This window comes from Nisaea sp., assembly GCF_965216895.1.
In the GTDB taxonomy this organism is placed as follows: domain Bacteria; phylum Pseudomonadota; class Alphaproteobacteria; order Thalassobaculales; family Thalassobaculaceae; genus Nisaea.
On sequence record NZ_OZ244205.1, the window covers coordinates 1,150,371 to 1,163,002 of the forward strand.

Annotated in this window: 16 protein-coding genes; 8 read left to right on the top strand and 8 right to left on the bottom strand. The window is 63.6% G+C overall.

What is annotated here, in order from left to right; all coding sequences use genetic code 11:
• Together ACOOE1_RS05525 and ACOOE1_RS05530 are read left to right on the top strand one after the other, a co-directional pair.
• A complete protein-coding gene (locus ACOOE1_RS05525) occupies positions 1 to 1,377 on the top strand; it encodes an MFS transporter (RefSeq protein ID WP_420405338.1) in 1,377 nt (458 codons plus the stop codon).
• Positions 1,374 to 1,946: a DUF3833 domain-containing protein gene (locus tag ACOOE1_RS05530; RefSeq protein WP_420405339.1), complete on the top strand. Its 573-nt coding sequence runs from the start codon at positions 1,374 to 1,376 to the stop codon at positions 1,944 to 1,946. Before ACOOE1_RS05525 ends, ACOOE1_RS05530 begins: the two co-directional genes overlap by 4 nt.
• Here the strand turns inward: ACOOE1_RS05530 and ACOOE1_RS05535 are convergent.
• From ACOOE1_RS05535 to ACOOE1_RS05545, 3 genes are read right to left on the bottom strand one after another with little or no spacing between them, the layout of a single operon-like run.
• On the bottom strand, positions 1,917 to 2,351 hold the full coding sequence (locus ACOOE1_RS05535) for a nuclear transport factor 2 family protein (protein WP_420406411.1): 435 nt from the start codon (positions 2,349 to 2,351) through the stop codon (positions 1,917 to 1,919). The genes ACOOE1_RS05530 and ACOOE1_RS05535 overlap by 30 nt on opposite strands.
• A 5-nt stretch (positions 2,352 to 2,356) precedes the next feature.
• Complete coding sequence (locus tag ACOOE1_RS05540; protein ID WP_420405340.1) at positions 2,357 to 3,103, bottom strand: SDR family NAD(P)-dependent oxidoreductase; 747 nt, start codon at positions 3,101 to 3,103, stop codon at positions 2,357 to 2,359.
• Positions 3,103 to 3,879, bottom strand: a complete 777-nt coding sequence (locus ACOOE1_RS05545; RefSeq protein ID WP_420405341.1) for a DUF6134 family protein — start codon at positions 3,877 to 3,879, stop codon at positions 3,103 to 3,105. Before ACOOE1_RS05545 ends, ACOOE1_RS05540 begins: the two co-directional genes overlap by 1 nt.
• 163 nt (positions 3,880 to 4,042) lie before the next feature.
• Here ACOOE1_RS05545 and ACOOE1_RS05550 point away from each other — a divergent pair, with 163 nt between their 5' ends.
• The 4 genes from ACOOE1_RS05550 to ACOOE1_RS05565 are packed head-to-tail and all read left to right on the top strand — an operon-like array spanning position 4,043 to position 7,577.
• Positions 4,043 to 4,555: a Fur family transcriptional regulator gene (locus tag ACOOE1_RS05550; protein ID WP_420405342.1), complete on the top strand. Its 513-nt coding sequence runs from the start codon at positions 4,043 to 4,045 to the stop codon at positions 4,553 to 4,555.
• A 3-nt stretch (positions 4,556 to 4,558) separates the two neighbouring features.
• Positions 4,559 to 5,332, top strand: a complete 774-nt coding sequence (locus ACOOE1_RS05555) for a metal ABC transporter ATP-binding protein (RefSeq protein ID WP_420405343.1) — start codon at positions 4,559 to 4,561, stop codon at positions 5,330 to 5,332.
• 26 nt (positions 5,333 to 5,358) lie between these two features.
• Complete coding sequence (locus ACOOE1_RS05560; RefSeq protein WP_420405344.1) at positions 5,359 to 6,450, top strand: CobW family GTP-binding protein; 1,092 nt, start codon at positions 5,359 to 5,361, stop codon at positions 6,448 to 6,450.
• Positions 6,447 to 7,577 (top strand): zinc-binding dehydrogenase, encoded by a 1,131-nt coding sequence (locus ACOOE1_RS05565; RefSeq protein WP_420405345.1) that lies wholly within the window; start codon positions 6,447 to 6,449, stop codon positions 7,575 to 7,577. Before ACOOE1_RS05560 ends, ACOOE1_RS05565 begins: the two co-directional genes overlap by 4 nt.
• Positions 7,578 to 7,587: 10 nt before the next feature.
• Here ACOOE1_RS05565 and ACOOE1_RS05570 read toward each other — a convergent pair whose 3' ends face one another.
• Both ACOOE1_RS05570 and ACOOE1_RS05575 read right to left on the bottom strand, forming a co-directional pair.
• The gene (locus ACOOE1_RS05570; RefSeq protein WP_420405346.1) at positions 7,588 to 8,484 is read right to left on the bottom strand and encodes an AEC family transporter; all 897 of its coding nucleotides are present in this window, start codon (positions 8,482 to 8,484) and stop codon (positions 7,588 to 7,590) included.
• A gap of 47 nt (positions 8,485 to 8,531) precedes the next feature.
• A complete protein-coding gene (locus ACOOE1_RS05575) occupies positions 8,532 to 9,791 on the bottom strand; it encodes a TIGR04372 family glycosyltransferase (RefSeq protein WP_420405347.1) in 1,260 nt (419 codons plus the stop codon).
• Positions 9,792 to 9,931: 140 nt separating this feature from the next.
• On the opposite strand from ACOOE1_RS05575, the gene ACOOE1_RS05580 reads away from it, so the two are divergent.
• Positions 9,932 to 10,546, top strand: coding sequence for a flavin reductase family protein (locus ACOOE1_RS05580; RefSeq protein WP_420405348.1), 615 nt, complete (start codon positions 9,932 to 9,934; stop codon positions 10,544 to 10,546).
• Between the two features lie 131 nt (positions 10,547 to 10,677).
• Entirely contained in the window at positions 10,678 to 10,854 is a 177-nt protein-coding gene (locus ACOOE1_RS05585) for a hypothetical protein (RefSeq protein ID WP_420405349.1), read from the top strand.
• 171 nt (positions 10,855 to 11,025) lie between these two features.
• Here ACOOE1_RS05585 and ACOOE1_RS05590 read toward each other — a convergent pair whose 3' ends face one another.
• From ACOOE1_RS05590 to ACOOE1_RS05600, 3 genes are read right to left on the bottom strand one after another with little or no spacing between them, the layout of a single operon-like run.
• Positions 11,026 to 11,598 (bottom strand): SCO family protein, encoded by a 573-nt coding sequence (locus ACOOE1_RS05590; protein ID WP_420405350.1) that lies wholly within the window; start codon positions 11,596 to 11,598, stop codon positions 11,026 to 11,028.
• 10 nt (positions 11,599 to 11,608) lie between these two features.
• Positions 11,609 to 12,133: a hypothetical protein gene (locus ACOOE1_RS05595; protein WP_420405351.1), complete on the bottom strand. Its 525-nt coding sequence runs from the start codon at positions 12,131 to 12,133 to the stop codon at positions 11,609 to 11,611.
• A gap of 2 nt (positions 12,134 to 12,135) precedes the next feature.
• Complete coding sequence (locus tag ACOOE1_RS05600; RefSeq protein ID WP_420405352.1) at positions 12,136 to 12,570, bottom strand: hypothetical protein; 435 nt, start codon at positions 12,568 to 12,570, stop codon at positions 12,136 to 12,138.
• Positions 12,571 to 12,632 lie beyond the last annotated feature (62 nt).

Genomic DNA, 12,632 nt, shown 5'->3' on the forward strand with positions numbered 1-12,632 from the left:
ATGACGGCAGAGACCGCGGCCTCGCGCCAGCCCCGACTTCCCCTCCTCGCCTACGGATTCCCGGGGTTGCCTCTCGCCGCGCTAGGCGTGCCGCTGTTCATCTTCCTGCCGGCCTTCTATGCCCAGGAACGTGGCCTCAACCTCGCCGCAGTCGGGCTGGTGCTGCTCGTGGCCCGGCTCTGGGATGCGGTTTCGGATCCGGTCATCGGCCTCCTGAGCGACCGTATCGCGACCCGCTTCGGGCGCCGCAAGCCCTGGCTCATCGCCGGCACTCCGCTCACCTGCCTGGCCGTCTATATGCTCTTCGTTCCGCCGGAAGGCGCAGGCGTGCTCCACCTTTTCGCCTGGAGCGCGGCGCTTTATCTCGGCTGGACTATGGTCCAGCTGCCCTACACGGCCTGGGGCGCCGAGCTCTCCAGCGACTACCACGAGCGCTCACGGATCACCGCGTTCCGAGAGACCCTGGTGGTCCTCGGCACATTGCTGGCATCGGGCATGCCGGCCGCAATCTCGGCTGCAGGCGGCGACAGCGGCCTCGGGCAGGTAATGTCCGTCCTCGCCATATTCCTGATTCTCGCCTTGCCGCTCTCGGTCCTGCTGGCGACCGGCCTAGTCCCGGAAGCGTCTCCGGTCGCTTCGCCGAGACCGCAACCGTCGATCCGCTTGCGGGCCGGTGCGGCTCTGCTCTTCCGCAACAAACCCTTTCTGCGTCTGATTCTCGCCTATCTCCTGAACGGGCTGGCGAACGGGCTGGCGGCGACCCTGTTCGTGCTATTCGTCCAAAAGGGCCTCGAACTGCCGGATTCCGTCGACACGCTGCTGCTGATCTACTTCCTGCTCGGCATCACCGGCGTGCCGCTCTGGCTGCTCGTCAGCCATCGGATCGGCAAGCACCGCGCGTGGAGCGCCGCCATGCTGCTGAACAGCGCGATCTTCGCGACGGTTCCCCTGCTCGGCCCCGGCGACTACATCGGCTTTCTCGCCGTCTGTATCGGAACTGGCCTCTGCCTCGGCGCCGACCTCGTCCTTCCTCCCTCGATGCAGGCGGACGTGGTCGATGTCGATACCGCCGAGGGGGGCAGTGCGCGCACCGGGCTCTACTTTGCGCTCTGGGGAATGGCGACCAAACTTGCGCTAGCCCTCGCCGTCGGCATCGCCTTTCCGGTCCTGGATCTGGCCGGCTTCGATGCCGCGGGGGAGAACGCCCCCTCCGCTCTCCTTACGCTCACACTTCTCTACGGCGCCGCGCCGGTGGTCCTGAAGCTCGCCGCCATCGCAATCATGCGGGGGTTCCCGATCACGGCGGAACGGCAGGCGGCGCTGCGCCGCAAAATCGCAGAAACGTCCGAGACACAAGCACCGGGAGGTGATCCATGAGCCGCCGTTTTCCGTACTTTCTAGTGATACTTCTGACGCTCGGAGCCTGCTCGAACATGCAGATAGACGATTTTTCCGGAACGTCCCCGGAACTGAAACCGGAGGAGTATTTCGCCGGCCGAACCAAAGCCTGGGGAATCTTCGAGGACCGCTTCGGCAACCTGAAACGGGAGTTCATCGTCGACATAGAGGGGGAGTGGGACGGCACCACCCTGACCCTGACCGAGGATTTCGACTATAGCGACGGCGAACAGGACCAACGTATCTGGCGCATCACCAGGACCGGCGACGGGCTCTACGAAGGCCGCGCGGACGATGTGGTCGGCGTCGCCAGGGGCGTTGCAAGGGGCAAGGCCCTCAACTGGTCCTACGATCTGATGCTCAAGGTCGGCGACAACACGGTCAAGGTCCGCTTCGATGACTGGATGTTCCTGCAGCCAGGCGGAGTGATGATCAACAAGGCGGAAGTCTCGAAATTCGGCATTACGATCGGAACCGTCACCCTGTTCTTCGCCAAGGATACGGTGGATCAAACGGGCTCATCCGGCGGGCGTAAAACGGCGGCCTAGCCAGCGCAGCAGCGGTCCCAGCACAGGGAAAAGTGCATAGACCTGCGACGCGGCGTCCCAGTGGTCGATATGGCTCGCGACGAGGCCGTCATCATCAAATGACACCTCGCTCAGGCCGACGATCACGATCTCCCGGTCGCCGGCCGCTTTCACACGCCCGGTCATCCGCCACTTGAGATAACAGGCGTTTTCCCCCGCAACCCGATCGAGTATCTCGAATGCGGGCTTGTCCATGGCCTCGAACATATGCCGGAAAATCGCTATGACATTGGCTTTCCCGGTCACATTGCTGAATGGATCCTTGAAACGGATATTGTCCGCAAGCAACGCGGCGAGTGCCCCGAGCTTTTGTTCCGTCAGTGTCTCGTAGCAGCGGGCATAGGCCGCCAGCCGGTCCCCCAACATGTCGTTCACTTGCCCGTGCCCCGCTTCATCAGCCTGAAATACACACTGTAGGGCAAGGCGTTCAGCAGCTTGAGGATAATCGCGAAACGGCGCGGAAAAGTGATCTCGAACCGGCCGGATTGCAGGCCCCTGTAAAACGCCTCCGCGGCGTCTTCGGGCTCCATCAGGAACGGCATCGGAAACGGGTTCCTGTCGGTCAGGGGGGTGCGCACGAATCCCGGACAGACCAGCTGAATCTTCACGCCATAGCGGTCGAGATCGAGCTTGAATGCCGCCGTCATGTTGTTGAGGGCCGCTTTGGTCGCCCCATAGGCCGCCGCCGTCGGCAGGCCGCCGTAACCGGCAACAGACGAGACCACGGCAACGTGGCCCTGACGGGCGGCGACGAATCCCGGCACCACGGCCGCAAGACAGTGCACCACCCCCAGCAGATTGACTCCGACCAGCGTCCTGAACTTGTTCGTTTCCAGGTCCTCGAGCTCGACGGGCAGATGCGTTCCCGCAGCCAGAACCGCCATATCGAGCCCTCCTCTCTCTTCCCGGATCCGCGCCACGACGACCTTGGCCGCCGTCTCGTCGGTCACATCGAGCGGGTAGCCGAAGAAGCATTCCGGGTGACGATTTTCAAGCTCGGTCAGCGCCTCGGCGGAGCGCGCCGATCCTGCAACGATCCAGCCATCGCGCATCATCCGCTCGGCAAGCGCCAGACCGATCCCGGAACTTGCGCCGGTAATCCAGACACAGCGCGCCATCATTCGAGTTCCTCGAGTACAACACGCACGGTCTCGGAACCGGCACTCTTCACCGCGTCGAGTTCGAGAAAACGGTCACGGTCACCGGGCCTCGGCGCGACCCGCACGTACTCGAACCGGGCTCCGTCATGCACGAACGTCATCTTGACCCATTCACCGTTCCGTCCGTACCAGATGTCGAGGTCGAGATCTCCGCGCATCTCGTAATGTACGGCCTCCACCTCCTTGCCTTCGGCCAGAATCGTCTCGGAGCCCGCCTCCGTCACGGTGATGTTGCGCAGACGCCCATATTGCAGGTCGATCAGCTTGGTCGCATCGGTCAGGGCGTAATTCCAGTAAGTGGACGGAACGGATTCGCCGGGCGGAGCCACATGTTCGCCCTCGCGCCCGGCAAAGCGGAACCCGTCCGGCCCGGCCCGACCATCGACGATGAAGACGTCGCCGTTGTCATTGACCACGCCGCGCGCGCTTAGAAGTTCGGACCCGTTCCATTCATCCTGCGCGCGAAGCGCATAATAGTAGAGCGTGAAAGGCCCTACGTTGAAATCCAATAATGTCTGCATATCAACGCGATAATTTCCGTTGTTTATGTCAAATCTAAGCATGGCGACGCCAAGCGGATCGCCCTCGCGGTAGACCTTGAACTTGATCAGCCCCTCTTGCGCCCAGCCCTTCGGAACCAGGCTGGACGCCGACGCGACATCGGCCTGCAACAGGGTCGCAAGGAACAGTGCGGACGCGATCAAGGGCAAAAAGCGGGCGCAAAAAGGCTTCATGTGTCCATCCCGGCACGGGCAAGCGAGCCCGTCCGAGTCCGGGCCGCTTTCCTCTCAGGTACGCCATTTGGCGGGCGCCGGATCACCCCGGTCCTTGGAACGCGGTTATGAAACATTATACTATTGCGTCAGAAACTCTTCGACTGAGACGGATGCCACACAGGTGCACAAGCCCGACGGAAGCTTTCCCAGCCCGGACCACGATCATGGCCAATGCCTCAACGACGCGCTGAGCGCGGCCGAACGGCTTTGCGCCGAACGCGGGGCCCGCATCACGCCGGCCCGACGCCGGGTGCTGGAACTGGTCTGGCAGCGCCATGCGCCGGTCGGCGCCTACGACATTCTTTCGGAAATGCAGAAGGATGCCGACCGTGACGGCAAGCCGGGTGCGAGAGTCGCCCCGCCGACCGTGTACCGCGCGCTCGAGTTCCTGATGGAACAAGGCCTGGTGCACAAGGTCGAGTCGCAGAACGCATATATCGGCTGCAGCCATCCCGAGGCCGGCCACGATTGCGGTTTCCTGATCTGCCGGAACTGCGGGGCCGCGCTCGAGGTCGAGGATGGAGAGTTGAACGCACTTCTGAACAGCCTGGCCCGGCGCCATGGCTTCAAGGCGGAGGAAAGCACGGTCGAGATCAAGGGGCTGTGCCCGGCCTGCATGTCGGCCGCGGCCTGATCGATGCTCGACAGGACATCACCACTGCTCGACGTGACGAATCTCACCATCGAGCATAATGGGCGGGCGGTTCTTCGGGATGTCAGTTTCGCCCTCGGACGGGGCGAGATCATCAGCGTGATCGGCCCGAACGGAGGAGGCAAGACCACGCTGCTCCGCGCCATCCTGGGTCTCGTGCGTCCCGGCAGCGGCAGCGTGACACTCGAAGCCGGTACCAGCATCGGCTATGTACCGCAGAAACTGGCGATCGACGCGACCATGCCGCTCACCCCCCGACGTTTCCTGACGCTCGGCATGAAAGGCGTACGCGGCCGCGTCGCGGGAGTCGCCGAGCGCACCGGGATCGCCCATCTGCTCGACCGCCAGCTTGCAGCCCTCTCCGGCGGCGAAACCCAGCGGGTTCTGCTGGCCCGCGCGATCCTGAAGCAACCCTCCCTGCTCGTTCTCGACGAGCCGACCCAGGGCATGGATGTTGCCGCGCAATCGGAGCTGTTCCGGCTGGTGGAGGCGATCCGCGTGGAAACCGGCGCCGCAGTCATTCTGGTCTCGCACGACCTGCACCTCGTGATGCGCGGCACCGATCGGGTGCTCTGCCTGAACGGGCATATCTGCTGCACCGGTCATCCTGCCGAGGTTGAGCGCGATCCGAGTTTCCGTTCGCTCTTCGGACGCTTGGACGAAGCGGCCGTGGTGCCCTATCGTCACGATCACGATCATACGCATGACGGCGATGCCTGCGGTCACGATCAAGACCAAGGACTTCATCACCCCCACTAGAGACCAACGCCAGAACGGGCGACATCATGACCAGCACGACCAGCGAACCGGACCGGCTTCCGGTCTCCATTCTCACCGGCTTCCTCGGCAGCGGTAAGACCACCCTGCTCTCGAAACTGATGCACCATCCGGAGATGGACCGCATCGCCGTCATCGTGAACGAGTTCGGCGAGGTCGGTCTCGACGACGCGCTGGTGATGGAGTCGAACGAGGACGTGGTGCTACTGAACAGCGGCTGTCTCTGCTGCACAGTCCGCGGAGATCTGGTCGACACGCTGAAGCGGCTTTTCAAGGAGCGCGCGAAGGGGCTTGTCCCGGATTTCGACCGCATCGTGGTCGAGACCACCGGCCTCGCCGACCCGGCGCCGATCCTGCACACCATGATGGCGGATCCGTTCCTGGTCACCCGCTTCCGCCTCGACGGCGTGATCACCGTGGTCGACGTCCATCACGCTATGGAACAATTCGACAAGCAGTTCGAGAGCGTGAAGCAGGCTGCCGTCGCCGACCGCATCGTGCTGACCAAGACGGACGTGACGGACCGCGATCAGGTCGCGCAGGTGGAGACGCGCCTCGCGGAACTCAATCCGGCGGCCCCCGTCGTCAGAGCCGTACAAGGCGACGTGGCGCCTTCCGTGCTTTTCAATGCCGGGCTCTACAACCCCAAGACCAAGAGCGCCGATGTCTCCCAATGGCTCCGCGAGGAGGCCTACCGGGCGACCGAAGGCCACGTCCATCATCACGATCACCATGATGATCACGCACATGATCACGGGCACCATCATCACGACGTGAGCCGGCATGACGATCACATCCGTTCCTTCGTGCTCTATTTCGACGAGCCGCTGGAATGGAACCGGATCGCCGGCGCGCTTGACATGATGGCCCAGACGCACGGCGCCAATATCCTGCGCATCAAGGGCCTGCTGAACCTCAAGGAACTCGCGGACGAGCCGGTCGTGGTCCATGCCGTCCAGCACATGTTCCACCCGCCCGCCAAGATCGAGAAATGGCCGGACGAGGACCGCCGGTCGCGGCTCGTCTTCATCGTCCGCGATCTCGACAAGAAAACCATCGAGAGCGTGATGAACTCCTATCTCGCTTTAGAGTTCGCATGAGGCACGCGTTCAAGGCCGCCGTCCTGACGGCGCCGGCCCCGGCACGGCCCTATGCGGAGTACAAACCGCTGTCGCTCGAGACGGTCAAAGTGCCTGCACCGGGCGAAGGTGAAGTTCTGGTGCAGATTGCCGCGGCAAGCCTCTGCCGCTCGGACCTGTCCGTGATCAACGGCGTCCGCGCCTGGCCGATGCCGATCGTGCCGGGCCACGAGGCCAGCGGGACGGTCGTCGAGACGGGTGCCGGCGTAAGCTCGGTCGGGATTGGCGACCCCGTGGTGCTGGTCTATCAGCCGCAATGCGGCGCCTGTCCGGCCTGTCTAGACGGAGAAGCCCATCTCTGCGGACCCGGCCTCGCGGCGAACCGCAAGGGCGAGTTGCTCTCCGGCAGCACCCGCCTCTCGCTGGACGGTGCGCCGGTCCATCATCATATGGGCCTCTCGGCCTTTGCCGAGTACGCACTGGTCTCCGAGAAATCCGTTGTGCGGGTACCAAGAGACCTGCCTCTCGACATCGCCGCCCTGTTCGGCTGCGCCGTCATGTGCGGGGCAGGAACCGTGCTCAATACGGGCGGTATCAAGGCCGGCGATACGGTCGTCGTCGCCGGCGCGGGCGGGGTCGGGCTCAGCGCGCTGCTCGGTGCGCGCGCGGCCGGCGCATCGCGGATCATCGCCCTCGATCCCGACCCGGCAAAGCTGGAACACGCAAGACGCCTCGGCGCGAGCGACGTGATTGCCTCAGGTAACAGGAGCGCGGCTGCGGACGTTCTGGACCTGACCTCGGGCGGCGTCGATATCGCCTTCGAGACCGCCGGGACCCTGGGCGCCTTCGAGATGGCCTATGACAGCGCCCGGCGCGGCGGGACAGTCGTCTCCGTTGGTCTGGTCGATCCGAAGACACCGTTTCAGCTCGATGTCGCCGCGCTGGTCACCGGCGCGAAGACGGTGAAGGGCTCCTATGTCGGAAGCTGCAATCCGCGCACCGACATTCCGCGCTTCATCGCCATGCACCGGCGCGGTCTTCTTCCGGTCGAGGAACTGATCACCCACCGGATGACGCTCGGGCAGGTCAACACCGCGCTAGACCGCATGGAAGACGGCACCGCGATCAGGCAGATCCTGACGCCCTGAGCGGAGCTTCTCAACCGGCCTTTCCGGAAAGCTCCAGAACGAGATAGAGCAGCCCGGGCATGGTCAGGAATCCGAGGACCGTCGAGACGATGACGCAGCCCGCAATGGTCTCGGGTTCGCGGTTGTAGCGGACGGCGAAGAGATAGGGAAAGATCGCGACCGGCATGCTGGACATAAGGATCAGCACGCCCGTTTCCATCGGACTGGTCTCGAGCAGCCAGGCCGCGAGAAGGCCGACACCGAAGCCGACCACCAACCGCAGCACCGCGACCCCGAAGCTGTCGAGCAGGTTGGAAAGGCGTAGCTTGGCAAGCGACACCCCGAGCGTCATCAGCAGCAGCGGAATGCACATACCGCCCATCAGATCGGCGGTGTCGACGATCCATTTCGGCACCTGGATCCCGCCGAAGATGCAGACCAGTGCCGCCGCGACCGAGTAGATGATCGGGTTGCGGGTCAGCGAGGCGATGCCGAAACGCCCGGAAGCGATACCGTTGCCGACCGTAAACATTGTGACCGCCTGCACGGCGAAATAGGAGATGCCCAGGGCCAGCCCCTCCTGACCGAAGGCAAAGAGGCAGAGCGGCAGGCCGATATTGCCGACATTCGGAAACATCAGCGCCGGCAGAAAGGCGCGTTGCGATTTCCGCCAGAGGAAGAGAACCGGCACGATCACGGCAACCGTCGCTGCGACGACAAGCGCGCTGCCCGCGCCGATCCGGAGCAGAGAGTCGATCGAGAGTTCCAGCCCGACCAGGGTGCCGAACACCAGGCACGGCGTACCGATGAGCGTGACCATCGAGGTGACGGACTCGTTATCGAATGGCAGCTTCAGGCGCGCCCAGAGAATCCCGAAGGCCGAGCAGACGAAAACCGGGGCGATGATCGCGAACAATTGGTAGAGCATACGGACGGATCCGGAAAATGCAGGCAGCGCGCTAGATAGACCAGCCGTCAGGTGCGGTCCAGAAAACCTTTTCTTGCGAGAACGGAGGGAGCCGGCGCGCCGAAATCGTACGCATATGCGTAGAAATCGTGATTGTCCTTCTGCATCTCCGGATCGGCCATCAGCCGTTGCTCATAGACCGAACCAAGACTCCGGAAGCTGTCGAGCACATCTGGATCCGAGGGCTCCTCCGTCCCGTCCCGGTCCCGGGCAATCATGATCCGGGCCGCTTCCTCCAGCTCCTCTTCGCCGTTCTCGCGAATCTCGACGCCCATTCCCGCGAAGACCTCGCCGCTGCCGACTGCCGGAAGCCCCCGGTCGAGGATCTCCCGATAAGACAGCCGTGTTCCGCTTCCCGACGAGACATAGTCCTTGAAGAGCAGCAGGTCGTTCTTCAGCGGCAGGCGGAGAAGTTCGTAGACCAGATTGACCGTCGCCGCAGGCCGACCGAAGGCGCGGACCAGGGCTTCCGGTCCGGACGCCTGATTGAAGGCGAAGGCGCAACGCGCGGACAGGAAGATGTCCAGCGCCTGGCTGTAGGCAGCATGCCGGGACACATCGACGGCTTCAGGCGGCGCATCGGCCATCGCGATGCCGCTCCGGTCGCCGAGACGGAAGACCCAGTACCCTGCGTCGGTGAAACGCCGGATCGCCGGTGCGTAGGTTCGAATATCGGCGCAGCGGAAGGCATGATGCGCCTTTTCCGGCAAATAGCTCATGTCACGGGTGTGCAGCATGACGAAAGGCGTTCCTTCCGGCATGCCGACCGTCGAGAGAAACGCCTCGCCGGCCTCCCGGATCGCCTCCGGGAGCTCGAAATGCCGGACCTCGCCCCCTGCGACGACATGGCGTCCGAAATCCCGCACCACGCGCTGCGGTGAGGCGAGACAGAGATGGAACAGCTTCAGGTCGAGAATTCCACCGTCGAGAAAGCCGAGCAGCGGCAGGATCGGGTCCGGGGTCGGCACATGGACGAATTCCGGGCCCGGGCATTGCAGGGTGAACGGATTGTAGCCGGGACCTTCTCCCGTGCCCGTGACGAGGATAATGCGGTCGTACTGCGGGCCAAAAAGGTTCTTCAGGAAGAACGGTTCCATCGCCGTGTGCCCGATCCGATCGACCTGCGCCAGGATGTAGACCAGCGTACGGCGTCCCCCCTCAAGATGCGGCAGCACGGTCTGGAACAGCCGCTGCATCGTTTCCTGCTTGCCGAACTCGGCGCGCAGGTTTTCCAGCAGATTCGCATCGTCTTCCGGAAATCTCGTCATGTCCGCTCCGCCTCCCGGTCGAGCGGTACCATGATACGGGTCGGCTGGGAATGGCACCCGTTCGGGCCCGCGGCGTTGCCAGTCTCCCGGCTTTGTGGCATTCCGCTCTGGCTTTCACGCGACAGGGAGGAGCGAGGCGGATGTTTTTCGAGCCGGGCAAGCACAAGGATCACGGTTTCACCTTCGATCCGTTCAAGGCGACCATTTCACCGCGGCCCATCGGCTGGATCTCGACTCTGGACGAGAACGGCGTCACCAACCTCGCACCCTACAGTTTCTTCAACGCGGTCTCCTGGGCCCCGCCCTGCGTGATCTTCTCCAGCGGCTCACGCAAGGACGGCTCGCCGAAGGACAGCCAGTTGAACGCCGAGAAGACCGGCGAATTCGTCTGCAACATCGTCGGCGCGGCGCAGGCGAAGCAGATGAACGAGACGGCGATCCACTTTCCGCACGGAACCGACGAGATGCAGCATGCAGGTCTTGAGGGCTTGCCCTCCCAGTATGTGAAGCCGCTGCGGGTGAAGGACGCGCCGGTGCACCTTGAGTGCAAGTATCTGCGTACCATCGATCTGCCGACGGAAAGCGAGACCGCGCGCAACTGTATCGTGCTCGGACAGGTGGTCGGCATCCATATCGACGAAAAGTATGTCGTCGACGGCCGGATCGACGTGACCAAGTACCAGCCGGTCGGCCGACTCGGCTATATGGACTATTGCGCCGTCGCCGAGACCTTCGAGATGAACCGCCCGGACTGACAATCGCGCCGGATCCGCAACTTCTGCGGATGACTTCACATTGACCGTCTCTCGCATGTCGACCGGATACCGCGAGCGGCAGCCGCCGTCGCGGCCGAGAACGACGCGGGACGGAGCAGTCGCGTGCGGATATGTTTCCCCCCCAGCATGAAAGCGGAAGCGAAAACGCCAATCTCGGCCTGGCGCAGGCGAATGACGGCGACACCGTCTTCGCCACCCGCACCGACCGGCCTGCCGAGCCGGTGGTGCCCCTGACCCACGTCCCGGGCGGTACGCTCGACGGCGCGAACCCGATCGACTTCACCTGATCGCTCTAGAGCGCGAACCAGCGGCTCGTCAAAAAGCTGCGGGAGAACCTGTTGCATTCGAACAACCAGATTCCGCGCATCGCCTACGGTCAGATCCTGAACGTCCTGTTGAGAGCGAATGCCGACGGCTGCCTCGACAACATCATCCCGTTCGACGGCTGAGCCAGCTCTTTATTCGGATAGATACTTTCTCAGCACGGCCTCCATACGCTCGGGCGTGGTGCCGCGCGGAAACATGGTGACGAAACCGCCGTCTGGGCCCATCAGGTAGGTCAGGGTCGAATGGTCGACGAGGTAATCCTCGTCGGCGGCACCGTCGAGCCGGAACCGGCGCCGGTGCACACGGTAGGCTTTCGCCGCGGCGGCGACCTCCGCCTCGGTTCCTGTCAGACCGACGAGCGCAGGATGGAATGCGTCGGTGAAATCGCGCAATGCACCGGGCGTGTCGCGTCCGGGGTCGACCGAGATCAGGAGTGGCTGAACCCTCTCTGCCAAAGGTCCGAGACTATCGAGCGCCTGCCCCATTACGGTCAGATCGGTCGGGCAGATATCCGGGCAGTAGGAATAGCCGAAATAGACCAGCATGTATTTTCCGGCATAGCTCTTCGGACTGACTCTGGCGCCGGTTTCGTCCGTCAGTTCGAACGGACCGCCGAAGAGCGACGGTAGCTCCGCACTGCGCGCCACCGGCACTCCGGACAGCAGCACCAGCGACAGAATCAGCCTGAAAAAAGCATTCCGCACGGTGTCCGTCCTACTCCACCGGAGGCGGGACCAAATCCGGCCGCCCGACCTTGCCGAAGGCGCCGATGACATCTTTCGTCTGCGGATCGCGGCGGAACCAGCGCTTCGCGTCGGTCGTACCGTTCCGCTTTTTCCAGTCCTTGGCGAAGGCGGTCGCCTGGATCCAGTCCGCCGCGCCGGGCTCGCGGTGCTTCTGCAGCATGTAGATAACCATCGAGGGATGAGTGATGATCAGTCCGTCAACCTCGACCCGCCCGCCGCAATAGGGCAGCAGATCGAGCGTCGCGCCGGCGAAAAGCGTGTTGCTCTTGACCGCAATCAGCAGGCGACCGTCGTCCCGGAGCAGACCGAGCTGGCGTTTGCCGCCACCGCACTTTTCCGGGCAGTCCCCATTCAGCTCGCAGAGCAGGTCGACGACCTTGGCTTCGAACTGCGCCGTCATCTCGCCGTCGATGCCCCATTTCTGCGCCGCCCCAGCGGGAATTGCGGCCAGCATCAGGAAGACTGCGAGAAGCGAAATGCAACCCCGGGCCACGCTCACATCCCCCACGGCTGGATGCCGAACTTCTCGTGCGTGAGATCGACAATGCCCGCGTCGTCCGCCACCTGCGTCACCAGCAGGTAGTTGACCCCGTCGCGCCGGATCAGGTCGCCATCGACCGTGACCTGATGACTCTGGATCCGGATCATGGAGGGATTGGCAACATTCTGCGAGTCGCCCTCCACACGGAGCACGACATAGAGCGTGCCGTCTTCCGCCCTTATGCTGACCGGGATACCGCCAACCGCGCACCAGACCGCACACTGGTAATGCGCGGAGCCGCGGGCAAACATGATCTCGGTGACGTAGCACCAGGTATCGATCAGTTCGCCCTCGACGCGGATGCGCTCGACCGGCTCGGCGCGCGTACTCTGGAGAGAGACCGCGCCCAGAAAAAGAACGGCAAAGACGAAGCGGGCGAACCGCGGCATATGAACTCCGAACCTTGAACGACCCGCCCGGAAGATCGGGCGGGTATTTCATCTGTGGTTCA